Source organism: Allobosea sp. AK1 (genome assembly GCF_006714945.1).
Taxonomy (GTDB): domain Bacteria; phylum Pseudomonadota; class Alphaproteobacteria; order Rhizobiales; family Beijerinckiaceae; genus Allobosea; species Allobosea robiniae.
Window position 1 is genome coordinate 1,169,835 of record NZ_VFMG01000001.1, and the last position, 24,965, is coordinate 1,194,799.

General features: G+C 67.5%; 29 protein-coding genes and 1 other RNA gene. 18 read left to right on the plus strand and 12 right to left on the minus strand.

What is annotated here, in order from left to right; translation table 11 throughout:
• Window positions 1-45: 45 nt before the first annotated feature.
• The 3 genes from ftsH to ybgF all read right to left on the minus strand — a co-directional run bounded on the left by ftsH (window position 46) and on the right by ybgF (window position 4,079).
• Window positions 46-1,971 (minus strand): ATP-dependent zinc metalloprotease FtsH, encoded by a 1,926-nt coding sequence (gene ftsH, locus FHT98_RS05975; protein ID WP_142113102.1) that lies wholly within the window; start codon window positions 1,969-1,971, stop codon window positions 46-48.
• A 111-nt stretch (window positions 1,972-2,082) separates the two neighbouring features.
• Window positions 2,083-3,138 (minus strand): tRNA lysidine(34) synthetase TilS, encoded by a 1,056-nt coding sequence (gene tilS / locus FHT98_RS05980; protein WP_142113103.1) that lies wholly within the window; start codon window positions 3,136-3,138, stop codon window positions 2,083-2,085.
• A complete protein-coding gene (ybgF, locus tag FHT98_RS05985) occupies window positions 3,135-4,079 on the minus strand; it encodes a tol-pal system protein YbgF (protein ID WP_142113105.1) in 945 nt (314 codons plus the stop codon). The genes tilS and ybgF overlap by 4 nt, the downstream gene beginning before the upstream one ends.
• Window positions 4,080-4,244: 165 nt before the next feature.
• On the opposite strand from ybgF, the gene ssrS reads away from it, so the two are divergent.
• The 4 genes from ssrS to FHT98_RS06005 all read left to right on the plus strand — a co-directional run bounded on the left by ssrS (window position 4,245) and on the right by FHT98_RS06005 (window position 6,765).
• Window positions 4,245-4,401: non-coding RNA, 6S RNA (ssrS, locus tag FHT98_RS05990), on the plus strand.
• 6 nt (window positions 4,402-4,407) lie between these two features.
• Window positions 4,408-4,995: a 5-formyltetrahydrofolate cyclo-ligase gene (locus tag FHT98_RS05995; protein ID WP_061970286.1), complete on the plus strand. Its 588-nt coding sequence runs from the start codon at window positions 4,408-4,410 to the stop codon at window positions 4,993-4,995.
• 97 nt (window positions 4,996-5,092) lie between these two features.
• Window positions 5,093-5,917, plus strand: a complete 825-nt coding sequence (locus FHT98_RS06000) for a TIGR00282 family metallophosphoesterase (RefSeq protein ID WP_061969817.1) — start codon at window positions 5,093-5,095, stop codon at window positions 5,915-5,917.
• Between the two features lie 101 nt (window positions 5,918-6,018).
• The gene (locus tag FHT98_RS06005; protein ID WP_061969818.1) at window positions 6,019-6,765 is read left to right on the plus strand and encodes a YebC/PmpR family DNA-binding transcriptional regulator; all 747 of its coding nucleotides are present in this window, start codon (window positions 6,019-6,021) and stop codon (window positions 6,763-6,765) included.
• Window positions 6,766-6,886: 121 nt separating this feature from the next.
• Here the strand turns inward: FHT98_RS06005 and FHT98_RS06010 are convergent, their stop codons facing one another.
• Window positions 6,887-7,666, minus strand: coding sequence for a sulfite exporter TauE/SafE family protein (locus FHT98_RS06010; protein WP_061969819.1), 780 nt, complete (start codon window positions 7,664-7,666; stop codon window positions 6,887-6,889).
• A gap of 163 nt (window positions 7,667-7,829) precedes the next feature.
• Between FHT98_RS06010 and ruvC the strand changes: the two genes are divergently transcribed.
• The 5 genes from ruvC (at window position 7,830) to FHT98_RS06035 (ending at window position 11,283) form a co-directional block, all read left to right on the plus strand.
• Window positions 7,830-8,342, plus strand: a complete 513-nt coding sequence (ruvC, locus tag FHT98_RS06015; protein ID WP_061969820.1) for a crossover junction endodeoxyribonuclease RuvC — start codon at window positions 7,830-7,832, stop codon at window positions 8,340-8,342.
• A gap of 166 nt (window positions 8,343-8,508) precedes the next feature.
• Window positions 8,509-9,126 carry a Holliday junction branch migration protein RuvA gene (ruvA, locus tag FHT98_RS06020; RefSeq protein WP_091857051.1) on the plus strand — a complete coding sequence of 206 codons (618 nt, stop codon included), beginning with the start codon at window positions 8,509-8,511 and terminating at the stop codon, window positions 9,124-9,126.
• Window positions 9,123-9,614, plus strand: a complete 492-nt coding sequence (locus FHT98_RS06025) for an N-acetyltransferase (protein ID WP_091857050.1) — start codon at window positions 9,123-9,125, stop codon at window positions 9,612-9,614. Before ruvA ends, FHT98_RS06025 begins: the two co-directional genes overlap by 4 nt.
• Window positions 9,615-9,637: 23 nt before the next feature.
• On the plus strand, window positions 9,638-10,663 hold the full coding sequence (gene ruvB / locus FHT98_RS06030; protein ID WP_113587912.1) for a Holliday junction branch migration DNA helicase RuvB: 1,026 nt from the start codon (window positions 9,638-9,640) through the stop codon (window positions 10,661-10,663).
• Between the two features lie 89 nt (window positions 10,664-10,752).
• Window positions 10,753-11,283: a DUF3828 domain-containing protein gene (locus FHT98_RS06035; RefSeq protein ID WP_142113107.1), complete on the plus strand. Its 531-nt coding sequence runs from the start codon at window positions 10,753-10,755 to the stop codon at window positions 11,281-11,283.
• Window positions 11,284-11,307: 24 nt separating this feature from the next.
• Here the strand turns inward: FHT98_RS06035 and FHT98_RS06040 are convergent, their stop codons facing one another.
• A complete protein-coding gene (locus FHT98_RS06040; protein WP_091857048.1) occupies window positions 11,308-11,820 on the minus strand; it encodes a hypothetical protein in 513 nt (170 codons plus the stop codon).
• A gap of 125 nt (window positions 11,821-11,945) precedes the next feature.
• Between FHT98_RS06040 and ybgC the strand changes: the two genes are divergently transcribed.
• From ybgC to FHT98_RS06055, 3 genes are all read left to right on the plus strand, one after another.
• Window positions 11,946-12,350, plus strand: coding sequence for a tol-pal system-associated acyl-CoA thioesterase (ybgC, locus tag FHT98_RS06045; protein ID WP_061969828.1), 405 nt, complete (start codon window positions 11,946-11,948; stop codon window positions 12,348-12,350).
• A 188-nt stretch (window positions 12,351-12,538) separates the two neighbouring features.
• A complete protein-coding gene (locus tag FHT98_RS06050; RefSeq protein ID WP_142113109.1) occupies window positions 12,539-13,195 on the plus strand; it encodes a TetR/AcrR family transcriptional regulator in 657 nt (218 codons plus the stop codon).
• A gap of 95 nt (window positions 13,196-13,290) precedes the next feature.
• On the plus strand, window positions 13,291-13,752 hold the full coding sequence (locus FHT98_RS06055; protein ID WP_061969832.1) for a DUF2852 domain-containing protein: 462 nt from the start codon (window positions 13,291-13,293) through the stop codon (window positions 13,750-13,752).
• Window positions 13,753-13,849: 97 nt separating this feature from the next.
• Here FHT98_RS06055 and FHT98_RS06060 read toward each other — a convergent pair whose 3' ends face one another.
• The gene (locus FHT98_RS06060) at window positions 13,850-14,785 is read right to left on the minus strand and encodes a hypothetical protein (protein WP_142115688.1); all 936 of its coding nucleotides are present in this window, start codon (window positions 14,783-14,785) and stop codon (window positions 13,850-13,852) included.
• Window positions 14,786-15,219: 434 nt separating this feature from the next.
• On the opposite strand from FHT98_RS06060, the gene tolQ reads away from it, so the two are divergent.
• From tolQ to tolB, 4 genes are read left to right on the plus strand one after another with little or no spacing between them, the layout of a single operon-like run.
• Window positions 15,220-15,930, plus strand: a complete 711-nt coding sequence (gene tolQ / locus FHT98_RS06065; RefSeq protein WP_061969839.1) for a protein TolQ — start codon at window positions 15,220-15,222, stop codon at window positions 15,928-15,930.
• Window positions 15,931-15,941: 11 nt separating this feature from the next.
• Complete coding sequence (locus tag FHT98_RS06070) at window positions 15,942-16,391, plus strand: ExbD/TolR family protein (protein WP_061969840.1); 450 nt, start codon at window positions 15,942-15,944, stop codon at window positions 16,389-16,391.
• 28 nt (window positions 16,392-16,419) lie between these two features.
• Window positions 16,420-17,628 carry a cell envelope integrity protein TolA gene (tolA, locus tag FHT98_RS06075; RefSeq protein ID WP_185745080.1) on the plus strand — a complete coding sequence of 403 codons (1,209 nt, stop codon included), beginning with the start codon at window positions 16,420-16,422 and terminating at the stop codon, window positions 17,626-17,628.
• A 5-nt stretch (window positions 17,629-17,633) separates the two neighbouring features.
• Complete coding sequence (gene tolB / locus FHT98_RS06080) at window positions 17,634-18,971, plus strand: Tol-Pal system beta propeller repeat protein TolB (RefSeq protein WP_091857043.1); 1,338 nt, start codon at window positions 17,634-17,636, stop codon at window positions 18,969-18,971.
• 87 nt (window positions 18,972-19,058) lie between these two features.
• Here tolB and FHT98_RS06085 read toward each other — a convergent pair whose 3' ends face one another.
• The 4 genes from FHT98_RS06085 to FHT98_RS06100 all read right to left on the minus strand — a co-directional run bounded on the left by FHT98_RS06085 (window position 19,059) and on the right by FHT98_RS06100 (window position 21,000).
• Window positions 19,059-19,859 (minus strand): aldolase, encoded by an 801-nt coding sequence (locus FHT98_RS06085; RefSeq protein ID WP_061969843.1) that lies wholly within the window; start codon window positions 19,857-19,859, stop codon window positions 19,059-19,061.
• Between the two features lie 143 nt (window positions 19,860-20,002).
• Window positions 20,003-20,218 (minus strand): hypothetical protein, encoded by a 216-nt coding sequence (locus tag FHT98_RS06090; RefSeq protein WP_142113111.1) that lies wholly within the window; start codon window positions 20,216-20,218, stop codon window positions 20,003-20,005.
• A 42-nt stretch (window positions 20,219-20,260) separates the two neighbouring features.
• Entirely contained in the window at window positions 20,261-20,680 is a 420-nt protein-coding gene (locus FHT98_RS06095; protein WP_142113114.1) for an SRPBCC family protein, read from the minus strand.
• Complete coding sequence (locus FHT98_RS06100) at window positions 20,677-21,000, minus strand: ArsR/SmtB family transcription factor (protein ID WP_091857040.1); 324 nt, start codon at window positions 20,998-21,000, stop codon at window positions 20,677-20,679. The genes FHT98_RS06095 and FHT98_RS06100 overlap by 4 nt, the downstream gene beginning before the upstream one ends.
• Before the next feature lie 341 nt (window positions 21,001-21,341).
• On the opposite strand from FHT98_RS06100, the gene pal reads away from it, so the two are divergent.
• Window positions 21,342-21,857, plus strand: a complete 516-nt coding sequence (gene pal, locus FHT98_RS06105) for a peptidoglycan-associated lipoprotein Pal (protein ID WP_061969851.1) — start codon at window positions 21,342-21,344, stop codon at window positions 21,855-21,857.
• A gap of 74 nt (window positions 21,858-21,931) precedes the next feature.
• Here the strand turns inward: pal and FHT98_RS06110 are convergent, their stop codons facing one another.
• A complete protein-coding gene (locus FHT98_RS06110) occupies window positions 21,932-22,300 on the minus strand; it encodes a cell division protein ZapA (protein ID WP_061969853.1) in 369 nt (122 codons plus the stop codon).
• A gap of 19 nt (window positions 22,301-22,319) precedes the next feature.
• Window positions 22,320-22,625: a DUF4164 family protein gene (locus FHT98_RS06115; RefSeq protein WP_320409881.1), complete on the minus strand. Its 306-nt coding sequence runs from the start codon at window positions 22,623-22,625 to the stop codon at window positions 22,320-22,322.
• 321 nt (window positions 22,626-22,946) lie between these two features.
• Between FHT98_RS06115 and tkt the strand changes: the two genes are divergently transcribed.
• Window positions 22,947-24,944, plus strand: a complete 1,998-nt coding sequence (gene tkt, locus FHT98_RS06120) for a transketolase (protein WP_142113116.1) — start codon at window positions 22,947-22,949, stop codon at window positions 24,942-24,944.
• The last annotated feature ends 21 nt before the right edge of the window (window positions 24,945-24,965 follow it).

Genomic DNA, 24,965 nt, shown 5'->3' on the forward strand with positions numbered 1-24,965 from the left:
AAGGGCGGCCTCTCGGCCGCCCTTTCGTAGTCCACTCGATTCGCCTCAGGCCTGCGGCTGCGGCTCCAGGCCGGCATCCGGTTCGCCGCGCTTGCGGCCCTTGCCCGCGCTCGGGACGGCCGAGCCGCGCGGAGCATGCGGCGTGTCGTCGGCATCGCGCACGGGGCGCTTGCCGGCGATCAGGTCGCGGATTTCCTCGCCGGTCAGCGTCTCGAATTCGAGCAGCGCCTCGGCCACCGCGACGAACTCCTCGTGATGATCGGTGAGGATGGTCTTGGCGTCGGCATAGCCCTCGTCGACGAGGCGCTTGACCTCGGCGTCGATCTTCTGCGCCGTCGACTCGGAGACCGACTGGCTGCGCCCCATCGACATACCCAGGAAGACCTCTTCCTGATTGTCGCCATAGGCGACCATGCCGAGCTCGGACGAGTAGCCCATCTGCGTGACCATGGCCTTGGCCATCTTGGTCGCCTGCTGGATGTCGCCGGTGGCGCCCGAGGTGACGTTCTCGCGTCCGAAGGTCATTTCCTCCGCCACGCGCCCGCCCATGGCGACCGCGAGCTGCGAGGTGAACTCCTTGAACTTCATCGAGTAGCGGTCGCCCTCCGGCAGGAACTTGACCATGCCGAGCGCACGGCCGCGCGGGATGATCGTCGCCTTGTGGACGGGGATGCCGGCCGGGACATAGAGGCCGACGATGGCGTGACCGGCCTCGTGATAGGCGGTCAGCTTCTTCTCTTCCTCGGACATCGCCATGGATTTGCGCTCGGCGCCCATCATGACCTTGTCCTTGGCGTCCTCGAACTCGCCATGCGTGACCATGCGCTTGCCGCGCCGCGCTGCCAGCAGCGCCGCCTCGTTGACGAGGTTCATCAGGTCGGCGCCCGAGAAGCCGGGCGTGCCGCGGGCCAGGATCTTGAGGTCGACATCCGGCGCCATCGGCACCTTCCGGACATGCACGCGCAGGATCTTCTCGCGGCCGGCGACGTCCGGGTTCGGCACGACGATCTGCCTGTCGAAACGGCCCGGCCGCAGCAGCGCGGGGTCGAGCACGTCCGGACGGTTCGTCGCGGCGATGATGATGACGCCCTCATTCGGCTCGAAGCCGTCCATCTCGACGAGGAGCTGGTTCAGCGTCTGCTCGCGCTCGTCGTTGCCGCCGCCGAGGCCGGCGCCGCGATGGCGGCCGACCGCGTCGATCTCGTCGATGAAGATGATGCAAGGCGAGTTCTTCTTGGCCTGCTCGAACATGTCGCGGACACGGCTCGCGCCGACGCCGACGAACATCTCGACGAAGTCGGAACCCGAGATGGTGAAGAACGGCACATTGGCTTCACCCGCGACGGCACGCGCCGTCAGGGTCTTGCCCGTACCGGGAGGGCCGACGAGCAGCACGCCGCGCGGGATGCGCCCGCCCAGCCGCTGGAACTTCTGGGGATCGCGCAGGAACTCGACGATCTCCTGAAGGTCTTCCTTGGCCTCGTCGATGCCCGCGACATCCTCGAAGGTGACGCGGCCATGGGCCTCGGTCAGGAGCTTGGCCTTGGACTTGCCGAAGCCCATCGCCCTGCCGGCGCCGTTCTGCATCTGGCGGGACATGAAGATCCACAGGCCGATGAAGATGACGAAGGGCAGCGAGTTGACCAGCAGCGCCATGAACCAGGGCGTGCCTTCCGACGGCGCCTTGGCCGAGACCTGAACGCCCTTCTGGGCCATGGTCCTCAGGAGGTTCGGGTCGTGATAAGGCGCGTAGCTCACGAAGCTGCGGCCATCCGAGAAGGCGCCGGAAATCTCCTGGCCGGCGACGACGACGTTCGACACGCGTCCGGCCTCGGCCTCGTTGATCAGCTGGCTGTAAGGGATTTCATTGGTGCTGGCGCGCTGGCTCGGACTCTGGAACAGGGTGACCAGCGCCAGGACCAGGAGAAAGATCACCACCCAGAGGGCGAAATTACGAAAATTCGGATTCATTCCCAGTCCGATCGGGCCTCCCGGAAGAACCGGATGAGGCCTAGAGTTTCCCGACTACCAATTTAGGTGTCGCACACGCCCTTGCCAAGGGAAAGCAATGACGTGGCGGCACTATGACGCCGAAGGGTGAACGCCGCGTCGCCGCGGCGGCTCCAGTTGCAGCGTCAGCACACCGTCGCGGCCAAGCGAGAGAACGCAGCCGGACAAGGTCCGCCGCAATGCGAGGCCGGCGCGCGCCGCATCCATCAGAGCCGCCCCGCAGGCCTCCAGCCGTTCCAGCCGGCCATGGCCGTCGCCACCCGGCGCAATCACATCCAGCGCCAGCGCCAGGACCCGCAGCAGGATTTCCTCCGGCTCGGCGGCCAACCTGGAAAAGCGCAGGCGCAGCCCGTTGTCCGCGCCTTCGTCCGGCAGCATCGCCTCTGCCAGCACATCGCGAGCCCGCTGCGCGGCAGCTTCGTCCAGCCGCGCCATCCGTTCCGCCAGTCGCCCCAGGCGCTCCGCCGTCAGCCCCTGTTCCGCCAGAACCGGCATCGTCTCCCGCCAGCGAACCCGCTCGAAGCGTCGGTCGGCATTGCTGGGATCGCGCACGAAAGGCAGCCCCCGCGCATCCGCCGTCGCGACGAGCCGTGCCTTCGGGATGCCGAGCAGCGGCCGGACAAGGGGAACGCCGTTGACCGCGCTGCGCCCCCGCATCCCGGCGAGCCCCGAAGGTCCGGAGCCATGGGCGAGGCGCATCAGCATCGTCTCGGCCTGATCGTCAAGCGTATGGGCCGTGACCAGCGTCGCGCCGCCGAGCCGCCTCGCCTCGTTCGCCAGCAGGGCATAGCGGGCGCGCCGCGCCTCGGCCTGCAGGCCGCTGGTTGGCTTCAGCCCCTCCCAGCGCAGGGTGGCATGGCCGATGCCGAGCGTCCCGCAGAATGCCGCGACAGTAGCCGCCTCTTCCGCCGATTCCGGGCGCAATCCGTGATCGACCGTCGCAGCATGGAGCGGCGGCCGGCCCGAGGACTGTACCCAGGCGGCGAGAAGCGCCAGCAGCGCGATCGAATCGGGGCCGCCGGAGACGGCAACGAGGAGGGCCGCCTCACGCGACAGCCCTTCAAAAGCAGCGCCGGCCTCGGCGAGCGAGACCGGCGCGAATGCGCTTACGTCGGCAGCCGCGCTCAAGCGCAGCCGGAGCGACGGCGCTCGCGTGCGACGCCCTGGCGCACGGCGTTGGAGGCCGAAGGGTAATCGACGCCGACCTTCGCATAGGTGGCGCAGGCCTGTTCCTTGGCGCCGAGCCCGTTGAGCGACATCCCGAGCTTGAGCAGGCTGTCCGGCGCCTTGGCGGCCTTCGGCGATTCCCGGGAGATCTTCAGGAACTGCTCGGCCGCCTCGCGATAGCGCTGGCGCTGCAGATAGCTCTCGCCAAGCCAATAGGTTGCGTCGACCGCCTGCCGGTCACGCGGGTAGCTCTGCAGGAACTGGCGGAAACCCATTTCGGCCTGCTCGTATTCCTTGCGCCGGAGCGAGGCGAAGGCGAGATCGTAAGCTTCCTTGGCACTTTGCGGGCCGCTCGCGGCAGCGACGCTCGCGCCACGCGGCCTGTCCTGCGGCATCCCGCCTTGCGGCACCGGGCGACCGACGCCCTGGAGATCGAGCGGCTGCCCGGTCGCCGGGCCGCCGGCATAGTCGTCCTCGATGATGCCGGCGATCGCGCCGCCGCCGCCGAGTTGCTGCGGCGCGCCGGCCGCGCCCTGCTGCGTCGCCGGGTCGAAGGCATCGCTGCGGCGATGCCGCTGCGGCGCGGCGCCTGCGGGAGGCGCCCCTGTCGGTCCGGGCGCAGCCGAATTCGGACGCCCGCCACCGCCCTTTTCGTTCAGGCGGAAATCGACGTCTTCCTGGAATTTGCGGAGCTGCTCGGACAAGCGCCGATTCTCGAACTGGAGCTGCTCGATCTGGCCGGACATCTGGCGCAACTGGTTCTCGAGGCGCGTCGTGCGGACCAGCAGATCGGCGGCATCCTGTGCCGAGGCCGGCACGGCGCCACCGGCAAGCACGGCGGACAACGCCAACGCGGCCAGTCCCGGGCGGGAGAGATGGCGGGCTAGGAGAGAACGAAGCATCGCTGAAACCGGTTTCCGTACATGTCGCGCGCTGTCTCTATACCATCAGCTCACCACGGCCAAAATATGAACGCTTTTCACGTTCGGCCCAGCCGGAGGGCGCGCCATGCGCAAACGCATAAAGTACCACTGGCGCTTTGCCGGCAGCTTCCCTAAATAAGCGGAGCGGGGCTGCCTGGTGCGTGCGAGACAGCATTCCCCGGGCCCATACGACTCCCTAGGGAGCTGTCCCTGTCCGGATCCCTTGGAACCGGACACACGGCGCCCACCTACTCTGTAGGTGTCCCGGGATTCAAAACTCCACGGCCAAGGTGGCTCCGCAACCTTCATGACGATGACGCCCGGCACGCACGCTCCGCCCTCCCCGCGCAAGGCCGCCCTCCGCACGGAGGCGCTGGCGCGCCGCGACGCGCTCGACCTCGACAATCGGCTCGAATGGGACGTCGAGATCGCCGCGCAGGTTCTGAATCTTCCGGTCTGGAGGGGAAGTGCCGGCCCGGTTTCGGCCTATTGGCCGATGCGCTCGGAAGCCGATCCCCGTCCGATCCTCGAAGCCCTGCATGAGCGCGGCCTGCCGCTCTGCCTGCCCGCCATCGTCGACAGGCACATGATCTTCCGGCGCTGGGCGCCCTACGAGCCGATCGTGCCCGGCGGCTTCGGCACGCTCGTCCCCGCCCCCGACCAGCCGGAGCTGAAGCCCGCGATCCTGCTCGTGCCGCTCGCCGCCTTCGACCGGCGCGGCTACCGCATCGGCTACGGCAAGGGCTATTACGATCGGGCGCTCTCCGAACTCGGCCCAACCGTCAGCATCGGCATCGGATATGGCGCGCAGGAGATCGACGCGGTGCCCGACGAGCCGCATGACCGGCGCCTCGACTGGATCGTGACGGAGCGCGAAACCCTTCGCTGCGGCTGATTCCCGCCCGCCTTCGCGTGGAAGTTCTTCTGCTGCGGTTGATTCCCTCGCGCCTTCGCGCGAGGGAGAAAGCCTTCGCAGTTTTCAGGTCGGTTCCATGCGTCTTCTCTTCCTCGGTGACATCGTCGGCCGCCCCGGCCGGATTGCGGTCCAGGAGCGGCTGCCCGCGCTGCGCGAAGCCTGGAAGCTCGACTGCGTCGTCATCAACGGCGAGAACTCGGCCGGCGGCTTCGGCATCACCGAGGCGATCTGCGACGAGATCCTCGCCGCCGGCGCCGATGTCGTCACGCTCGGCAATCATTCCTGGGACCAGCGCGAGGCGCTCGTCTTCATCACCCGGCAGGACCGGCTGATCCGCCCGGCGAATTATCCGCCCGGCACGCCCGGTCGCGGCGCCACCGTGATCGAGGCCCGCAACGGCGCCCGCGTCCTGGTCGTCAACGTCATGGGCCGGCTGTTCATGGACCCGCTCGACGACCCCTTCGCCGCGATGGAGCGCGAGCTCTCCGCCTGCCCGCTCGGCGAAATCGCCGATGCCGTGATCGTCGACGTCCATGCCGAGGCGACCAGCGAGAAGCAGGCCATGGCCTATTTCCTCGACGGCCGCGCCAGCCTCGTTGTCGGCACCCATACCCATGCACCGACCTCGGATACCCGCATCCTGCCCGGCGGCACCGCCTATCAGTCCGATGCCGGCATGTGCGGCGACTATGATTCCGTGCTCGGCATGCAGAAGGACGAGCCGATCCGCCGCTTCCTGCAGAAGGTGCCGGGCGCCCGCCTCGAGCCGGCGACGGGCGAAGGCACGCTCTCGGGCGTCGCGGTCGATATCGACGATGCCACCGGCCTGGCGAAAGCGGTCTGGGCCGTTCGCGTCGGCCCGCATCTCAGCCAGGCCGTGCCGGACGCCTGGATTTCCTGACGCTTTCCGGCGCGCGCAGCGCTTGCACGCGGGCGGAGCCGGCGCCTATAAGGCCGGCTTCCAGCGCTTTCCGCCGCAACCTTCGAAGGTAACGAGCTCCCATGGCCGGCCATTCACAGTTCAAGAACATCATGCATCGCAAGGGCAAGCAGGATGCCGTGCGCTCGAAACTGTTCTCGAAACTGGCCCGCGAAATCACCGTCGCCGCCAAGATGGGCATGCCCGACATCAACATGAACCCGCGCCTGCGCATGGCGGTGCTTGCCGCGCGCGCCGAGAACATGCCGAAGGACAACATCCAGCGCGCCATCAACAAGGCCGCCGGCGGCGAGGGCGACAACTACGACGAGGTCCGTTACGAGGGCTACGGCCCCGGCGGCACCGCCGTCATCGTCGAGGCGCTGACCGACAATCGCAACCGCACCGCTTCCGCCGTGCGCTCCTACTTCACCAAGTCGGGCGGCGCGCTGGGCGAGAGCAACTCGGTCTCCTTCATGTTCAACCGCGTCGGCGAGATCAGCTATCCGCCGGAGGCCGGCGATGCCGACACGGTGATGGAAGCCGCGATCGAGGCCGGGGCCGACGACGTGATCTCGGACGAGAACGGCCACACCATCCTCTGCGCCTTCGACGCCCTGAACGAAGTCTCCAAGGCGCTTGAGGCAGCACTCGGCGCGCCCGCCTCGGCCAAGCCGGTCTGGCGCCCGACGACGACGGCCCCGCTCGACGAGGAAAAAGCCGCCTCGATGATGCGTTTGATGGAAGCGCTCGACAACGACGACGACGTCCAGAACGTCTTCGCCAATTTCGAGATCGCCGACGACATCATGGCCAAGCTCAGCGCGTGATTTCAGAGCGCGTCATTCTCGGGCGTAGCGAAGCGCAGACCCGAGAATCTCTGGCCGGATGAGGCTTCCGAGCCTCCCTGCGACGAGATGCTCGGGTCAAGCCCGAGCATGACGGCCTTGATCACCGCCCGATCACCGCGTCCCAGAGCGGCAGGCTGATCAGCGCGCTCAGGAAGATCACCAGATAGGCGCCGCGCCGGAACGTTTGCTCCGAAGCCAGCCGGAAGCCATGCGTGCCGGCCCAGAGCCCGACGCCGTAGATCGCGAAGAGCGGCACCGCCATCATCAAGGCCCCACCGGTCAGGATGCCCTTCCACCACAGGACCGTGCCGCTGATCAGCGTCGAGACGCCGAAGAAGGCCTGCATGTTGGCCCGCGTCTTGTGCCGGTCGTTGCGCTGCGCGCCGAGCCAGAACACCGCGAGCGGCATGCCGCCGATCGAGGCCATGCCGTTGAACAGCCCCGACAGGGCGCCCACCCCGAGCGAGAGCGGGATCGTCGGCCGCCCGTGATAGCGCCAGCCCGAGGCCATCAGGCCCACCGCACTGAGCACGAGCAGAGCGAGCACCCAGCGCATCGTCTCGCGGTCGAGCCAGATCAGCAGCCAGATTCCGGCCGGCAGAGCGAGCGTCGCGGTCAGCAGCAGCGGCAGGATTTCGCGCCATTCCGCCGTCTTGGCGCTGCGCGCCGCGATCGGCAGCGCGAAGGGCAGATCGATGAACCAGATCAGGCCGAGCGCCGCGACCGGCCCGAGGATCATCGAGGCCAGCGGCATGAACACCATCGCGAAGCCGAAGCCGGTGAAGCCACGCACCAGCCCGCCGAGCAGCGTTGCAGCCAGCAGGACGGCGATGCCATCGGCGGTGAGGCCCGGCATGAAGGAAGACAGGTTGAAGGACATGGCACCGGCTGAGGAAGAAAGATGCGGCGAACCATGCCCACGGGCGGGCGGCAAGAACAACTTTCCTTTTTGATGTCATCGATCAGGGGAATTCATCCAGCCCCATCGCGCGGCCTGTCTCGGCGCGGGACAAATCCGAAACATCCGCTAGGTTGAACCCGACATGGCACCCCCGATTCGCATCCTCGGCATCGACCCCGGCCTCCGGAAGACCGGCTGGGGCATCGTCGTCTCTGAAGGCAGCAAGCTCTCCTTCGTCGCCTGCGGCTGCGTCGAGAGCGACGGCGCGCTGCCGCTCGGCCAGCGCCTGCGGCAATTGCACGAGGGCCTGAACAAGGTCCTCGCCGCGCATCGCCCGCACGAGGCGGCCGTCGAGGAGACTTTCATCAACCGCGACCCGCAATCGGCGCTGAAGCTCGGCCAGGCCCGCGGCATCGCACTGGTCGTGCCGGCGCTCGCCGGACTCGATGTCGCGGAATACGCGGCCAACCTCGTCAAGAAGACCGTGGTCGGCGTCGGCCATGCCGACAAGAAGCAGGTCCAGGCGATGATTCGCGTGCTCCTGCCGAAGGCCGAGACCTCATCGGCCGACGCGGCGGACGCGCTCGCCGTAGCGATCTGCCACGCCCAGCATCGCGGCATGAAGGCGCTGGTCGCGCAGATGAAGGCATCATGAGCCTCATGCTGCCGAGCGACATTTTTCGCGACACTCCCTCGCGTGGGTCATCCCGGACGGAGCGAAGCGAAGATCCGGGATCCATTCCGGAACCTCACCGAGACATGTTCCGGAATGGATCCCGGGTCTCCCTACGGTCGCCCGGGATGACTCGTGGAGAAAATCGATGATCGGCAAGCTCAAGGGCCTGATCGATTCTTATGGTGAGGACCACGTCATCATCGACGTGCAGGGCGTCGGCTATGTCGTGCAGTGCTCGGCGCGCACGCTCCAGCGCCTTCCCCAGCCGGGCGAGGCCGCCGCGCTCTCGATCGAGACCCATGTCCGCGAGGATGCGATCCGCCTCTACGGCTTCATGTCCGACAATGAGCGCGACTGGTTCCGCCTGATGCAGGTCGTGCAGGGCGTCGGCGCCAAGGTCGCGCTCGCCATCCTCTCGACGCTCGATCCGGGCGGGCTGGCCACCGCCATCGCCACCAACGACAAGGCCGCGATCGCGCGCGCCCCCGGCGTCGGCCCCAAGCTCGCGCAACGCCTCTGCGCCGAGCTCAAGGACAAGGCCCCGGCCTTCGGCCATATCGATCCGGGCGTGGCGCAGCTCGCGGGCGCGCTGGAGGACAGGAAGCTGCCGCAGCCGATCGCCGACGCGGTGTCGGCGCTCGCCAATCTCGGCTATCCTCAGGCGCAGGCGGTGGCTGCCGTGGCGGCTGCCGCCAAGGCCGCCGGCGATGGGGCCGGCACGGCCCAGCTCATCAAGCTGGGCCTGAAGGAACTGGCGAAGTGAGCGAAGCGCCCGACGAGCTTCAATTGCGCGTCGTGACCGACAAGACCGAGCTCTGCCGCATCATGCTGGCGAGCTGGGGCTCGCACAGCATGATGATCGGCCTGCATGTCTACGACGTCGCCGAGATCGATGCGCTCGGCCTGTTCGACAGCTCGGGCAAGACCGCCGCGCTGGCGAGCTGGACGGTGCGGGGCGACAGCGCCTATCTCTGCGCACTCCATTCGTTGAAGCCGGGCGAAGGCGTCGCCATCCGCATGCTGGACGCCGTGATCTTCGCGGCACGCAAGGCCGGCGCCGGAAAACTGAAAGCCATGCTCACCAATGACAACATGCCCGGCATGACCTTCTACCAGCGCCGCGGCTTCCGCCTCTCGGGGCTTTATCTGGAAGCGATCGACGCCTATCGCTCGGTCGTGCCTGGCATCATCAAGACAGGGTACAAGGACATTCCGATCCACGACGCCATCGAGCTGGAGATCGCGCTGTGAGCGACCCCAAGCGCTCCGGCCTGATGACGGCCGAACGCCGCGACGACGACAGCGAGACCTCGCTGCGGCCGCTGTCGCTGTCCGATTTCACCGGCCAGGCAGCGGCGCGCGCCAATCTCCAGGTCTTCATCAACGCGGCCAAGAGCCGTGGCGACGCGCTCGACCACGTCCTCTTCGTCGGCCCGCCCGGCCTCGGCAAGACGACGCTGGCGCAGATCGTCGCGCGCGAGCTCGGCGTCAATTTCCGCTCGACCTCCGGTCCCGTGATCGCCAAGGCCGGCGACCTCGCCGCCCAGCTCACCAATCTCGAAGAGCGCGACGTGCTCTTCATCGACGAGATCCACCGCCTCAACCCGGCCGTCGAGGAAATTCTCTATCCGGCGATGGAGGACTACCAGCTCGACCTGATCATCGGCGAAGGCCCGGCGGCGCGCTCGGTCAAGATCGACCTGCCCAAGTTCACCCTCGTCGGCGCCACCACCCGCGCCGGCCTTTTGACCACGCCCTTGCGGGACCGCTTCGGCATCCCGATCCGCCTGCAATTCTATACGGTCGAGGAGTTGCAGGGCATCGTCGCCCGCGGCGCCCGTGTGCTCGGCGTCCCGATGTCGGACGACGGCGCCAACGAGATCGCCAAGCGCTCCCGCGGCACGCCGCGCATCGCCGGGCGCCTGCTGCGCCGCGTCCGCGACTTCGCCATCGTCGACGGCGACCCGATCGTCACCCGCAAGGTCGCCGACAAGGCGCTCTCGCTGCTCGACGTCGACGCCATCGGCCTCGACCAGATGGACCGGCGCTATCTTACCACCGTCGCGATCAATTTCGGCGGCGGCCCGGTCGGAATCGAGACCATCGCCGCCTCGCTCTCCGAGCCGCGCGACGCCATCGAGGAGATCATCGAGCCCTTCCTGCTCCAGCAGGGCTTCATCCAGCGCACGCCGCGCGGGCGTCTGCTGACGCCCCACGCCTTCCGCCATCTCGGCATGCCGGAACCCTCGCGCGAGACGGCGCAGTTCGGGCTGTTCGGCAGCGATGAGGACGGTGAATAAGGCCGGGCCATCGTCCCGCATATGAAGGACGCGGGCATCGCATCCTTCGCGCTTGATCGCATCGGATCAGTCGCTTTCGGAGTTCGCGCATGCCCGCTCTTCGCCTCGCCTCGTCGGCGGCACTCGCTCTCGGCCTGCTGGCCACCAGCAATGCATTCGCCGCCGACACCACGCCTGATGGCCCGGTGAAGGACGCTTATGCCGCCACCGTCAAGACGTTGGCCGCCTCGGGCGAGCCGCCCTGGCGCCCGCCGCATCGCGACAAGCTGATGAGCAAAGGCCTCGCCGCCCTCTTCGCCCGCGACGATCTCTATCAGGACGAGGCCGGCGAGATCGGCCATGTCGGCGCCGATCCCTTCATCAACGGCCAGGATGGCGAGGTGAAGAACCTCAAGGTCACGGTCACCGAGAAACCCGCGAACGGCCGGGCCCTGGTCAGCGCCGCCTTCCGCAGCTTCAAGCAGCCGGTCACAGTGCGCTTCCGCATGGTCGAGGAAGGCGGCGGCTGGCGCATCGACGACATCGTCAACCGCTTCGAAGGCAAGGACTATTCGGTCCGCGACGAGCTGTCGAAGCCCTATGACTGCGGCTCCTTCATGAACAAGCCCTGCAAGCGCTGAACGCCTGCAGGGCTGGGTATCGGCCTATGGCTGACGCGCGATCTTCGAGCGCATCATCGCCGGGCGAGCCCCTGCATCGTTCAACGCGCCGGACTTCGCCGCCTTCGGATTTTCGACCGACCGCATCCCCTTGCCGGCGGTGCGGTTGGCGGGCCGCTCAGCCACCCGCTGGCGTTGCTTGAGCGCGAGGGCCTTGCGCGCGAGGCTGCGCTGGCTCGGCACCTTTGCCTTCTCCGCCCGGCGTGTGCGCTCGGCGCCGACGCGCTTCAAAGCTGCCGTCAGCGCGTCGGCCTTGGCCTTGGTTCCGGTATTGTCGCTGGCTGCCTTGGCGCCCTTCGGCTCGGCCTTGCCGCGCATCTCGCGCTTCTGGCGGCGGGCGCCGTCGCGCGCCTTGTCGCGCCGCTCGCGCAGCTTGGCGGCGAGATCGCGCAATTCATCGTCCGGGAGAGCCCCGATCGCACCACGCTGGCTATGGGCGACGAGATCGCGTTCGGCCTTGTCGAGCAGCCGCGCGGTCGCCTTGCTGGATTGCGCCATGATAGGTCTCCGTTGCTGTGGTCACGCAACGGGCAACGCTTCTCCAGCGGCGCAGTTCCAGCCTTTCCGAAGCCGCATCTGTTGGTTATGGCAGCAGCAATCGCGCAATATCCGTCCGGAGCAGCATGAGCAGGGTCCACCGCCTCGACATCCGCGTTTATTATGAGGACACCGATTTTTCCGGCGTCGTCTATCACGCCTCCTATCTGCGCTTCATGGAGCGCGGCCGCACCGAGTTGATCCGCGCGCTCGGCGTCGAGCAGCGCGAGCTCTTCGACGGCGAGACGGCGCTCGGCTTCGCGGTCCGCAAGATGACGATCGATTTCCTGCGGCCCGCCGTGATGGACGACCTGCTGACGGTCGAGACCCGATCGATCGCGGCCCGCGGCGCCACCATGGACATCGAGCAGCGCGTGCTGCGCGGCGAGGAGGTGCTGATTTCCGCGCAGGTCATGGTCGCCTGCGTCGGCGGTGGCCGGGCCCGGCGCATCCCGGATGGTTTGCGCAAACGGTTGATGCTCGACGACTGAGAAGGCCAACCACCCGGAGCCCTCATCCTGAGGAGCGCCGAAGGCGCGTCTCGAAGGATGCTTCAAGAGGCTCCCGGGCCATCTGGAACATCCTTCGAGACGCCGCTGACGCGGCTCCTCAGGATGAGGGCTTGTGTTGTTACGCCTAACAGTCGACGCAGCCCCACCCGCATGTTAGCGCTCCTTACATGAGCTGGAAGCGCGAACGCCCCGAGACACCCCGCGGCTATCACCATGGCAACCTCAAGGAGGAGCTGGTGCGGGCCGCGCTCGGGCTGATCCGGGAGAAAGGGCCGAACGGCTTCACCTTCGCCGAGGCCGCGCGCATGGCCGGCGTCAGCCCCGCCGCCCCCTATCGCCATTTCCGCGACCGCGACGAACTCCTGGCCGATGTCGCGGCCCGCGGCTTCCAGGCCTTCGAGGCGGCGCTGTCGCGCGCCTGGGACCAGGGCCGGCCCGATCCGGAAACCGCCTTCCACCGGCTTGGTCGCGCCTATCTCGCCTTCGCCCATGACGAACCGGCCTATTACGCGGCAATGTTCGAGGCCGGCGTGCCGCTGGACGCCAGTGCCGAGCTGCGGGCCGCCGCCGACAGCGCCTTTGCCTGTCTGCGTCAGGCATCGGAGGCCCTGATCGCGCAGCTCCCGCAGGGCAAGCGCCCCCCCGCCCTGATGATGGCGCTGCATGTCTGGGCGATGTCGCATGGCATCGCTGCCCTGTTCGGCCGCGCCGATGGCGGTCGCCGCCCGCTGCCGATGTCGGCGTCCGACCTGCTGGAGGCCGGCACGCTGATCTATCTCCAGGGCCTCGGCATCGGCCGCAACAGCCCTCCGAAGCCGGACTGATTCATTTTCGCGGGCCGCGTTCTTGACAAGCGGCAGGGTCGGGCGCATCTATGTAAATGTGATTTACATTCACGTTCATGGATGGTGAGGGAGCAATGCCGATCGTCGAGAAACTGGACGAATATGGAAAGGGAGCCTGGATCGCCTTCGCGGTTCTCGGCTTCATCCTCTTCTGGCCCCTGGGTCTGGCGACCCTGGCCTTTCTTTTCTGGAGTGGACGCATGGGTTGTGGATATGCCGGAGACCGGTACGAGCACCGGATGAGCCGCCTTCAGGGCAAGATGGACCGCCTGCGCGAGCGCATGACCGGCCGCGAGGGTCGTTTCGGCGGCGGCTTCGGTGGTTGGGGCGGCCGCGGCGGCCCCACCAGCGGCAACCGCGCCTTCGACGAATACCGCGACGAGACGATCCGTCGGCTCGAGGACGAGCAGCGCGAGTTCCATGACTTCCTGGGCCGCCTGCGCATGGCCCGCGACAAGGCCGAGTTCGATCAGTTCATGACCGAGCGCCGCAACAACCCGCCGGCCAATACCCCGGCACAGCCCGACGCGGCCTGATACCGTCGGTTCGACCAGCACAGGCCTGCCCCTCACCGGGGCGGGTTTTTTTTATTGTCTGTTGGATGCAGCGTGGCGCGGCTCTCCGATCGCCTAGCTATGAAGCGGCAGCCGGCTCCAGCATCGCAAGCAGTTCGCGATAGGTCGGCGCCAACGCCCTCAGGTGAGCGGCGGCCGTCGCGTCATCCCGTGCGACCAGCGGATATTGCAGGGCGCCGATCAAGCGTGCCTGGCGCCCCATGACCCCGGCAGCAGCGTCGAGCCCGATCCGCGTCAGGCAACGTGCGGCATCGGCAGCCCGGCGCGCGCCGACCCGCACCGCGAAGTGGATGAGGTGGCCCCTGAGGTCGTCGTCGCAGCCGGCAGCGATCCGTTCCGCCAGCGCGAGCACCGCAGTTTCGTTCCCGAGCGTCCCCGCCGGCGGCTGCAGGTCGCGGTCCATGGCGAGCCAGCGAATGCCCGCTGGAAGCGCCCGCCGGATCGCCTCCTCCTCCGGCACGATCTCGACGCGGCGGAATCCCGTGCGCATCGTGAAGGCTTCGCCGTAATCCACCGTCTCGCCGCGCCACGCCGCCATGAAATCGGCGAGCGGTAGCGTCGCATGCGGATAGCCCTGCGGGTCGTGCATCTCGACCAAGCCGTCGCGCAGCGCGAGCGCGACGACATAGTGATCGGCGCCGATCGCCCCGCGCATCCCTGGCTGATGGCGCAGATGGCCCATTTCGACCGGGCCGACCCAGACCGGTCCCGCGGCGAGACCATCCGCAAGTCGGGCTAGCGCCTCATCTTCGCTGCCGCCCCGCATGACCGTGGAAGTCCAGCCCATGGCGGCGAGCGCGTCCTCGAAACCCGCTTCCGGAGTCCAGCCATAGGGATCGAAGAATGGCATCGCCCCGCCATGCAATTGCATGCCGAAAGGACTTCCCGTCGCGAACTCAATGACGGAGGGTGATAGCGACGCTTCCCCAAACATCATCGAAAATGAGTTGGCGTAACAATAGGGCCCGGAGCCCACATACGGAAAATAACTCATGATTTTCGACTGGCCTTCCCTTCTCGAAGGCATGCACAGATCTGCAAATTGAAATTTTCTGTCAAGCGCTCTGTTTTCACATGAGGCTTCCAGCGCGCCGTCTGGCGCTTCGCAGCGTTTTGAACGGAAAGCACTGGCGGCCTGGGTGCACACCGCCGGCTTCCCGAAACCTCATGCCCGCCCGGTCGGGCGTATACCCGACATTAACCTTGCCGGATGCTTAACTCGGTCTGGAGCATGCGTTCCGTGGGAAACCCTGTTTCGGCCCATCTTTCGCCGGATTCACGCGCGATTGGAGGGATACGGCATTTCCCCGGATCGCGGATCGGGCGGCGGCGTGGGGCTCCCGCGACGCAAGCGGCGGGGCTTGGACCGGGTTGGAGCCGCAAGGCAACCATCATCGGCCGTACCGCCTGGGTGAGAAGGATGACAGGATGAACCCCGCCGACGTCGCGCAGGCCGCGCCGCAGATCGACATGTCGTTCTGGACGCTGTTCTGGCACGCCCACATCGTCGTCAAGCTGGTCATGATGGGCCTGATCGGCGCCTCGGTCTGGTGCTGGTCGATCATCGTCGACAAGACCCTGCTCTACCGCAGGACGCGCAAGGACATGGACGCCTTCGAGGAGGTGTTCTGGTCCGGCCGCTCGCTCGAGGAACTCTATCGCGACCTCGCCGGCAAGCCGGTCAACGACATGGCCGCGGTCTTCGTCGCGGCAATGCGCGAATGGAAGCGCTCCTTCGAGAATGGCGGGCGCTCGGTCGCCAGCCTGTCCCAGCGCATCGACAAGGTGCTCGACGTCACCATCCAGCGCGAGACCGAGCGGCTCGAATCCAAGCTGCTCGTGCTCTCGACCATCGCCTCGGCGGCGCCCTTCATCGGCCTGTTCGGCACGGTCTGGGGCATCATGACCTCGTTCACCGCCATCGCCGTCTCCAAGAATTCCTCGCTCGCGGTCGTCGCGCCCGGCATCGCCGAGGCGCTCTTCGCCACGGCGATCGGCCTCTTCGCCGCCATTCCCGCGCTGATGGCCTACAACAAGCTCCAGGCCGAGGTCGCCAAGGCGCAAGGCCGTCTCGAAGCCTTCGCCGACGAGTTCTCCGCGATCCTGTCGCGGCAGATCGACGAACGCATGGCCGCGTGAGGGCCTGATCGATGGGTATGTCAGCCGCTTCAGGCGCAAAGGGTTCCGGTCGCCGGGGCCGGCGCGGACGCCGCCACGGCGCCATCGCCGAGATCAACATGACGCCGTTCATCGACGTCATGCTGGTGTTGCTCATCATCTTCATGGTCGCAGCCCCGCTGATCGCGACCGGCGTCCCGCTCGACCTGCCGCAGACCGGCGCCAAGCCGATCAATGTCGACCAGAAGCCCTTGACCATCGCCATCGACAGCAAGGGCCAGATCTTCCTGCAGGACGAGCCGACGCTCGAGCCTGATCTCGTCGCCAAGCTCCAGGGCCTGGCCAAGCAGGGCTTCGACGAGCGCGTCTATGTTCGTGGCGACAAGCTGGTCGATTACGGCCGCGTCGCCTCGGTGATGTCGACCATCACCGCCGCCGGCTTCAAGCGGGTCGCGCTCGTCACCGAGCCGGCGAGCCGCTGAAGGTTGAGAGAGTAAGGGTGTTCAGGGCGTGAAGCTTTCGACCTCCGAACCTGGCATGCTGGTGTCGGCGCTCGGCCACGTGACGTTCCTCGTCGCGGGGCTGCTGGCGTTCTCGTCGCCGACGCCGCTACCGGAGAACGAGGAGGCGATCGCCGTCGAGGTCATCGATCCCAGTGCCCTCAACCAGGTGACGCGTGGCGAGCGCAGCGCCGAGAAGGTCCAGGCCCAGCCCACCCCGCGTGCCGAGCGCCAGTCCGAGATGGTCGAGCGCAAGGAAGCCGGCGAGGCCAAGACCGATACGCCTGCCCCGCCCTCGCGCCCGGTCGAACTGAAGACCGCCGAGAACAACGCCTCGACGCCGCCGCCGCCGGCCCGCCCGGCCGAGCAGCCCAAGCCCGAGACCAAGCCGCCCGAGCCCGCCAAGCAGCCGCCGCAGAAGAGCGAGGCGGCTGCCGCCCGCGAGGCCGAGCAGAAGCGCGAGGAACAGGCCAAGCTCGCCGAGGAGGCCGAACTCGCCTCGAAGGCGAAACAGGCCGAGGAGGAGGCGAAGGCCACCGCCAAGGCCAAGGCGGAAGCCGACGCCCAGGCTGCCAAGCGCGCCGCCGATGCCAAGGCCAAGGCCGAGGCGCTCGCCAAGGCGGAAGCCGACAAGGCTGCGAAGGAAAAGGCGGAGGCGGCCGCCAAGGCAAAGGCGGAGGCCGAGCAGAAGGCGAAGATCGCCGCCGCGGCGAAGGCGAAACAGGAGGCGGAGGCCAAGGCGAAGAAGGAGGCGGAGATCGCCAAGAACTTCAACGCCACCGACATCGCCAAGCTGCTCCAGTCCAAGGAGAAGGCGCAATCCTCCGGCTCTTCGGCGCCGCAGATCAACCGCACGGCCTCGCTCGGCACCGAGCGCGGGTCTTCGCAGAAGCTCAGCCCCTCGCTCAGGGCCCAGCTCATCGGCATCATCCAGGATCAGCTCCTGAAATGCTGGAACGTGCCGATCGCGCTCGCCAACGCCCGTGGCGGCAGCAATGTCGTGCCTTCCGTGCGGATGAAGCTCAACACCGACGGCTCGCTCATCGGCCAGCCCGGCGTGATCAATTCGTCCGCCGATCCGCTCTTCCGGGTCGCCGCCGATTCGGCGCTGACCGCCACCCGCCGCTGCGCGCCGTTGCGCATCCCGGCTCAATTCGCCTCCTATTACGACGACTGGCGTGATGTCGTCGTCAATTTCGACGCCAGGGACGTCATGTGACCCCGATGATCGACCGCACCCCCCTTCCCCGTCTCGCGGCTGCGCCCACCCGCCGCCGTCTCCTCGCCACCGCCGGCGCAGCGCTGCTGCTGCCCACCGCGGCCAAGGCCGAGCTCATCATCAATCTGACCGGCGGCGCCTTCCAGCCGATGCCGATCGCCATCGCCGATTTCGGCGGCGAAGGCGGCGTGCTCGTCTCCGGCGTGATCACCAACAACCTGAAGCGCTGCGGCTACTTCACCCCCATCGACAAGAGCCGCCATCCCGAGAAGAACCCGCCCTTCGACGCGGCGCCGCAGTTCCAGGCCTGGCAGGCCGCCGGCGTGCAGGCCCTCGTCACCGGCCGCGTCTCCCGCGAGGCCGGCCGCATCCGCGCCGAGTTCCGGCTCTGGGACGTCGCCACCGGCACCCAGACCGACGGCCAGCAATATTTCACCGACCCGAGCAACAACCGCCGCGTCGGTCACATCATCTCAGACGCGATCTTCTCGAAGATCACCGGGCTCGGCGGCTTCTTCGATACCCGCGTCGTCTTCGTCGACGAATCCGGGCCGAAGGAGACCCGCCGCAAGCGCCTCGCCATCATGGACCAAGATGGCGCCAATGTGCGCTACCTGACCAATGGCGACGTCTCGGTGGTGACGCCGCGCTATTCGCCGGTCTCGCAAGATGTCGCCTTCATGTCGCAGCGCCAGGGCGAGCAGCCGCGCGTGCAGGTGCTCAACATCGAGACCGGCCAGCGCCAGATCGTCGGCAACTTCCCCGACATGAGCTCGAGCCCGCGCTTCGCGCCGAACGGCCAGCGCGTCGTACTCTCGCTGCAGCAGGGCGGCAACGCCAATCTCTACGCCATCGACATCGGCTCGCGCACGACCCAGCGCCTGACCTCGACGGCAGCGATCGATACCTCGCCCTCCTATGCGCCTGACGGCTCGCGCATCGTCTTCGAGAGCGACCGCGGCGGCCAGCAGCAGCTTTACGTGATGCCGGCCGGCGGCGGCGAGGGCCAGCGCATCTCCTTTGGCCAGGGCCGCTACTCGCAGCCCTCCTGGTCGCCGCGCGGCGATCTCATCGCCTTCACCCGCCAGGGCGGCGGCGGCTTCGCCATCGGCGTGATGCGGCCGGACGGCTCGGGCGAGCGCATCCTGACCGAGGGCTTCCACAACGAGGCCCCGAACTGGGCGCCGAACGGCCAGTACCTGATGTTCTTCCGCGATCCGGGCGGGCAGTCCGGCGGCAAGCTCTATATGGTCGACATCACCGGCCGCGTCGAAGTGCCCGTGCCGACCCCGGCCTTCGCCTCCGACCCGACCTGGTCGCCGCTGCTCAGCGGCGGGCGCTGAGGCGAAAAGCGATCGTCACCTGTGGATTCTGCGAAGCCGCCCGACGAATTCGGGCGGCTTCTGCTTTTTAGAGCCCAACCGGCCCGCTCAGTCGCGATAGACCGGTTCCTCGGTGTCGAGCTGCCGGCGGATCGAGGCGAGATGCAGCCGCGCCGATTCCGGATCGCCCTCGCGCATCTGGCGATAGGCCGCCTCCGCGATCTCGGGCTTCACCGGCTTGACCTCGCGCCCCGTCGCCAGCGCCAGCGCCTGCACCTCGCAGGCCCGCTCCAGATAATAGAGATCGTCCCAGGCCTCGGCGATGGTCGGCCCGAGCACCATGACGCCGTGATGCTTCATGAAGACGATATCGGCATCACCGACCGCAGCCGCGATGCGGTCGCCCTCGCGCTCGTCCAAAGCCAACCCGTTATAGTCGCGGTCGACGACGGTGCGGCCGTAGAACTTCAGCGCCGTCTGGCCGGCGAAGATCAGCGGATCGCCCTCGGTCATCGAAAGCGCCGTCGCGTAAGGCATATGTGTGTGGAAGGCGACCTTGGCGCGCGGGACGTTCTTGTGGACCCGGGCGTGGATGTAGAAGGCGGTCGCCTCCGGCTGCCCCTCGCCTGAGACGACTTGACCGTGGAAGTCGCAGATCAGCAGCTTCGAGGCAGTCAGCTCCCGGAAGGCCCAGCCATAGGGATTGACGATGAAGAGGTCGTCATAGCCCGGCACCAGCGCGGAGAAATGGTTGCAGATGCCTTCCTCGAAGCCGTAGCGCGCCGCCATCCGGAACGTCGCGGCGAGATCGCGGCGCGCCTCCCAGACGATATCGGAATCGAGGTCGGGCTGGTTAGGGCCGCGGATCGGCGCCACGCTCGCAACAGCGGAATTGAGGGAATGAGCCATCGCGATCTCCGGTCAGGACTGGAAGGTGGGCCGAGGCAAGGCCGCATCTCCTCACGATAGACCGGAGGGCGCGAAAGATGCGCTGCAATTCTGCGCCCTGTTTGCGCAATTTTTTCGCGATCAGCCCGAGACTTGACCTGCCCTCAGGCCTGACGCCGGCCGCGCCATCTCGCGGCGTAAGGCAGGATGAACATGTAGAGCCCGCTGAACAGCAGCAGGAAGAGCGGCAGCAGGGGCGAATAGACGATCCAGGCCGGCGGCTCGCCGCGCGCCATCGCGGCGAAATTCGCGAGGACGGTGGCCGTGAAAATGATCGACAGCCAGCGATGGCCCTGCCGGATTGCAGTGCTCCAGGTCAAGGAAAGCTCCTTTTATGAGGGGATAGGAGGAGTGGCGCCGCCTCAGCCGGCGCGCGCCACGACCTCTTCCAGCTTGGCGAAGAACTGCTGCCAACCGGCCTTGGCGCCGCCGAGGGCCTGCTTCTGCTCCGGCCGGAAGCCGACCTGTTCCATGCGCAGATGCGTGCCCTTGGACGACGGCGTCAGCGTGAAGGTCACGACGCTCTTGAGGGCATAGGCCGGGTCATCATGCGCGAAGTCCCAGCTATAGGAGAGCGACCGGTTGGGCTCGACGGTCAGCACCTCGCAATCCAGCACTCCGCCCCAGTCGCCACTCAGATTGAAGCGATGGCCGACGGTGGGCACGAAGTCGTTCTTCATCAGCCATTCGGCGATCAGGTGCGGCTGCGTCAGCGCACGCCAGAGCTTCTCCGGCGGATGGGGCATCTCGCGCTCGACGATGACGGAGCGGGTTTCGGTCATTGGTCCATCCTCTTGAGCAGGTCTTCGAGATCGTCGAACCGGCTTTCCCAGTAGCCGGCCATGCGGTTCGTCCAGTCGGCGAGAGGCGCGAGCGCCGCGAGCTGTGCGCTGTAATGCGTCTGCCGGCCCTGATGGCGGTCCCGCACCAGCCCGGCCTGCTTCAGCATGGCCAAGTGCTTCGAGACAGCCGGCTGCGACACGCCGGCCTGTGCGGTCAGCGCCGCGACCGTCTGTTCGCCCTGGCTGCACAGGCACTCGAAAATGCCCCGCCGCGTCGGGTCGGAAAGCGTCCTGAAGAGAAGGTCATGCGTGCCGGGCATCGGAATTCCATAACCATATGGCTATGAATTATCCATAACCACACAGCTATGAATTCGTCAACCGGAAAGCTCCGATCTTTTTTTGCCGGGTGGTGTCACGCTGCGGCCCAACCCATGGTCGATGAGGCAGGCAAGCCGTCCTGCGGAGCATTCCTGTGCTCCCGACGCAACAGCCCGGCTCGCAAACGCCTTTCGCCACATTTGGTTAACCATAAGCCGCAATGCCGCCACTTCGCCCTGATTTGGCAAGGTCTCGTTTAGGTTGACGCTTCATTGATGAGGCTTCGCGAAGCCCTCCTCGAAGTGCGCGCCACAAAATTCGATTGCCCCGGAGTTCAGCCATGTTGACCACTCTCCTTCCCGGCGGCCGTGCCGTCCGTTTCGCCGCCGCCATCGCCGCCACGCTCGCGCTCGGCGCCTGCGCCAAGGACCAGAATGCCGACGCCTCGGGCTTCGGCGCCGGCGGCGCCGCGACCCCGGGCAGCGCGCAGGACTTCGTCGTCAATGTCGGCGACCGCGTCTTCTTCGAGACCGACTCCACCGACCTGACCCCGACCGCGACCGCCACCCTCGACAAGCAGGCCGGCTGGCTCCAGCGCTATCCGCGCTACACCTTCACCGTCGAAGGCCATGCCGACGAGCGCGGCACCCGCGAGTACAACTATTCGCTCGGCGCCCGCCGCGGCCAGACCGTGCGCGACTACCTCGCCTCGCGCGGCATCGCGGCCAACCGCATGCGCACCATTTCCTACGGCAAGGAGCGCCCGGTCGCGGTCTGCAACGACATCTCCTGCTGGTCGCAGAACCGCCGCTCCGTCACGGTGCTGGACGGCGCCGGCGGCGCGCCTGGCGTCTGATTGCTGCGCAGTTAGAAAAGAAAAGGCCCCGGACGACATCGTCCGGGGCCTTTTCTGTTTCCGGGCGGGAGCCGTCACCCCACCGCGGTCGGGATCAGGCTGCGCGCCACGCCTTCGATCCGTTCGGCTGCCGCGACGAGCGCTTCCGCCGCCCGGTCCTCGACCTCGCCGAGCCGCTGGTCGGCAGCCCCGGCATTGCCCTGCGTCGCCGCGAGGTCGGCTTCCAGCTTCGCCAGTCGCCGCTTCAGCTCATGGACCTCGTCGGCCACCATCAGCGCGGCCATGACGTGCAGGCGCATGTCGCCGATCTCGCCGAAGGCCTCGCGCATTTCGCCGATCTTCTCGTCAAAGAACCGGGCGAGCCCCTCGAGATGGCCCTCCTCGCCTTCCCCGCAGGCCATGCGGTAGGCTTTCCCGGCGATCATGACGTTGACTTGCGGCATTCCCTCTCCAGTCCTCGCTCTAGCTTGCCTCGGGCTCCGGCGGCTGCTGCGCCTCCACCCGCGCGATCACGGCGCCGACGACGTTCATCGCCCGCTCCAGCCGCTGGTCGACATCGGCGGCGGCCGTCTCGACCTGCCCGAGCCGCGCCATGGCGCCGTCGAGATCGGCCGCAAGGCGCGCGCGATCGTCCTGCATCAGGGCGAGTTCGGTTTCGAGGTTGCCATGTCCACGCTCAGCCTCGACCCGCCGCCGCGCCGCCGCTTCCAGCTGCCCCAGCGCCGTATCCAGGCGCGCCAGCGCATTGTCCAGCATCAGGCTCGCCACCGTCGTTCTCCTTTCAGATCGAAGCCGGCTCACACGATTCGTCCAGCGAATTTACATGAGAACGCGGGAAAACAGGAATCGGCCCCATCCGGGAGCGCGAACGCGCCGGTTCGGACGGAACCATGCGAAAAACCTGCGGCAACCAGCTCCTGCGACCCTGAAACCCGGCTTCCGCGAATTGACTCGTGGCGAGCGCAAGGCCTAATCCACCGGTCCTTTTCCAAGCCTGCCGACATCGCCTGCCCGCCGGCCCCATTCCTGCCTTTCCCGCAGGTTCGGATCGGCCTCAAGCCCGCCAGACTTAAAGCTCGTGAGATCATCATGACCACCATCGACCGCGCCCAGCACGACAAGCTCGCCAATGCCATCCGCGGCCTGGCGATGGATGGCGTCGAGAAGGCCAAGTCCGGCCATCCCGGCCTGCCGATGGGCGCCGCCGACATCGCCGCCGTGCTGTTTACCCGCGTGATGAAGTATGACGCCGCCGATCCGCGCTGGCCGGACCGCGACCGCTTCGTGCTTTCCGCCGGCCACGGCTCGATGCTGCTCTACGCCCTGCTCTATCTCACCGGCGCGCCGGGCATGCAGCTCGACGATCTCAAGGCCTTCCGCCAGCTCGAATCGAAGACCCCCGGCCATCCCGAGAACTTCATGACCTCGGGCGTCGAGACCACCACCGGCCCGCTCGGCCAGGGTCTCGCCACCGCCGTCGGCATGGCGATGGCCGAGCGCATGCTCGCCGCCGAGTTCGGCAAGAAGGTCGTCGACCACCACACCTATGTGCTGGCGTCCGACGGCGATCTGATGGAGGGCATCAGCCAGGAGGCGATCGCGCTTGCCGGCCATCAGAAACTCAACAAGCTGATCGTGCTCTGGGACGATAACGGCATCTCGATCGACGGCCCGCTCTCGATCACCGACAATGTCGACCAGGTGGCGCGCTTCAAGGCCTGCGGCTGGCGCTCCGAGCGCGTCGACGGCCATGATCCTGAGGCGATCGAGGCCGCGATCAACCGCGCCCGGAAGTCGAACAAGCCGACCATGATCGCCTGCAAGACCGTGATCGGCTTCGGCGCGCCGAAGAAGGCCGGCACCTCCAAGGCCCATGGCGAGCCGCTCGGCGCCGAGGAACTTGCCGCCGCCAAGAAGGCGCTCGGCATCACCGGCGGTGCCTTCGAGGTCGCGGCCGACGTGCTCAAGGCCTGGCGCGGCTTCGGTGCCGCCGGCGCCGCCGCCCACAAGGACTGGAGCGAGCGCTTCGCCACCCTCTCCGAGCGCAAGCGCGGCGAGTTCGACCGCCGCCTGGCCCATGCCGTCCCGGCCAAGCTCGACAAGGCGATCCTCGCCCATAAGAAGGCGCTGATCGCCGCGCCGCAGGCTGTCGCCACCCGCAAGGCCTCGGAACTGGCGCTGGAAGCCATCACCCCGATCATGCCGGAGCTGGTGATGGGTTCGGCCGACCTGACCCCCTCGAACAACACCCGCACCAAGGCCGCCGAGGACTTCACCCCGAAGACCCCCAGGGGCCGCTATGTCCGCTACGGCATCCGCGAGCACGGCATGGCCGCCGCGATGAACGGCATCACGCTGCATGGCGGCTTCCGCACCGGCGGCGGCACCTTCCTGGTCTTCGCCGACTATGCCCGCCCCTCGATGCGGCTTGCCGCGCTGATGAGCCTGCCGGTCGTCTATGTCATGACCCACGACTCGATCGGCCTCGGCGAGGACGGCCCGACCCACCAGCCGGTCGAACAGGTCGCCAGCTTGCGCGCCATGCCGAACATGCGCGTCTTCCGCCCGGCCGACACGATCGAGACGGCAGAAGCCTGGCAGGCCGCGCTGGAGCGCACCGACGGCCCGACGGTCCTGGCTCTCTCGCGCCAGAACCTGCCGCAGCTGCGCACCGACGCTTCGGCCAAGAACCGCTCGGCCACCGGCGCCTACGAACTGCTGGCGGCCGAGGGCGGCAAGGCCCAGGTCTCGCTCTTCGCCTCGGGCTCCGAGGTCGAGCTCGCCGTCGCCGCGCGCAAGCTGCTGGCCGAGAAGGGCATCCGCGCCCGCGTCGTCTCCGTGCCCTCGCTCGAACTCTTCCTTGAGCAGGACGAGGCCACGCAGGCCGCGATCATCGGCTCCGCCCCAGTCAAGATCGCAGTCGAGGCCGGCGTCCGCTTCGGCTGGGATGCCGTGATCGGCCATGACGGCACCTTCATCGGCATGAACTCCTTCGGCGCCAGCGGCCCCTACAAGGAGGTCTACAAGCATTTCGGCATCACGGCGGAGGCGATCGCCGACGCCGCGATGAAGAAGCACAACGCCTGAGCGCCTGTTTGCCGCAGGCAG

Bases quoted from the DNA above. Each gene is read 5' to 3' on its own strand.
- FHT98_RS06060 (WP_142115688.1), bottom strand. From the start codon at position 14,785: ATGAGTTATTTTCCGTATGTGGGCTCCGGGCCCTATTGTTACGCCAAC.
- FHT98_RS06100 (WP_091857040.1), bottom strand. From the start codon at position 21,000: ATGCCCGGCACGCATGACCTTCTCTTCAGGACGCTTTCCGACCCGACG.
- FHT98_RS05995 (WP_061970286.1), top strand. From the start codon at position 4,408: ATGACGATGACGCCCGGCACGCACGCTCCGCCCTCCCCGCGCAAGGCC.
- ftsH (WP_142113102.1), bottom strand. From the start codon at position 1,971: ATGAATCCGAATTTTCGTAATTTCGCCCTCTGGGTGGTGATCTTTCTC.
- ybgC (WP_061969828.1), top strand. From the start codon at position 11,946: ATGAGCAGGGTCCACCGCCTCGACATCCGCGTTTATTATGAGGACACC.
- tkt (WP_142113116.1), top strand. From the start codon at position 22,947: ATGACCACCATCGACCGCGCCCAGCACGACAAGCTCGCCAATGCCATC.
- FHT98_RS06095 (WP_142113114.1), bottom strand. From the start codon at position 20,680: ATGACCGAAACCCGCTCCGTCATCGTCGAGCGCGAGATGCCCCATCCG.
- FHT98_RS06110 (WP_061969853.1), bottom strand. From the start codon at position 22,300: ATGCCGCAAGTCAACGTCATGATCGCCGGGAAAGCCTACCGCATGGCC.
- ybgF (WP_142113105.1), bottom strand. From the start codon at position 4,079: ATGCTTCGTTCTCTCCTAGCCCGCCATCTCTCCCGCCCGGGACTGGCC.
- FHT98_RS06070 (WP_061969840.1), top strand. From the start codon at position 15,942: ATGGGTATGTCAGCCGCTTCAGGCGCAAAGGGTTCCGGTCGCCGGGGC.
- tolB (WP_091857043.1), top strand. From the start codon at position 17,634: ATGATCGACCGCACCCCCCTTCCCCGTCTCGCGGCTGCGCCCACCCGC.
- FHT98_RS06050 (WP_142113109.1), top strand. From the start codon at position 12,539: ATGAGCTGGAAGCGCGAACGCCCCGAGACACCCCGCGGCTATCACCAT.
- FHT98_RS06040 (WP_091857048.1), bottom strand. From the start codon at position 11,820: ATGGCGCAATCCAGCAAGGCGACCGCGCGGCTGCTCGACAAGGCCGAA.
- ruvA (WP_091857051.1), top strand. From the start codon at position 8,509: ATGATCGGCAAGCTCAAGGGCCTGATCGATTCTTATGGTGAGGACCAC.
- FHT98_RS06055 (WP_061969832.1), top strand. From the start codon at position 13,291: ATGCCGATCGTCGAGAAACTGGACGAATATGGAAAGGGAGCCTGGATC.
- FHT98_RS06010 (WP_061969819.1), bottom strand. From the start codon at position 7,666: ATGTCCTTCAACCTGTCTTCCTTCATGCCGGGCCTCACCGCCGATGGC.
- FHT98_RS06000 (WP_061969817.1), top strand. From the start codon at position 5,093: ATGCGTCTTCTCTTCCTCGGTGACATCGTCGGCCGCCCCGGCCGGATT.
- ruvC (WP_061969820.1), top strand. From the start codon at position 7,830: ATGGCACCCCCGATTCGCATCCTCGGCATCGACCCCGGCCTCCGGAAG.
- ruvB (WP_113587912.1), top strand. From the start codon at position 9,638: ATGACGGCCGAACGCCGCGACGACGACAGCGAGACCTCGCTGCGGCCG.
- tolQ (WP_061969839.1), top strand. From the start codon at position 15,220: ATGAACCCCGCCGACGTCGCGCAGGCCGCGCCGCAGATCGACATGTCG.
- pal (WP_061969851.1), top strand. From the start codon at position 21,342: ATGTTGACCACTCTCCTTCCCGGCGGCCGTGCCGTCCGTTTCGCCGCC.
- FHT98_RS06005 (WP_061969818.1), top strand. From the start codon at position 6,019: ATGGCCGGCCATTCACAGTTCAAGAACATCATGCATCGCAAGGGCAAG.
- FHT98_RS06035 (WP_142113107.1), top strand. From the start codon at position 10,753: ATGCCCGCTCTTCGCCTCGCCTCGTCGGCGGCACTCGCTCTCGGCCTG.
- FHT98_RS06085 (WP_061969843.1), bottom strand. From the start codon at position 19,859: ATGGCTCATTCCCTCAATTCCGCTGTTGCGAGCGTGGCGCCGATCCGC.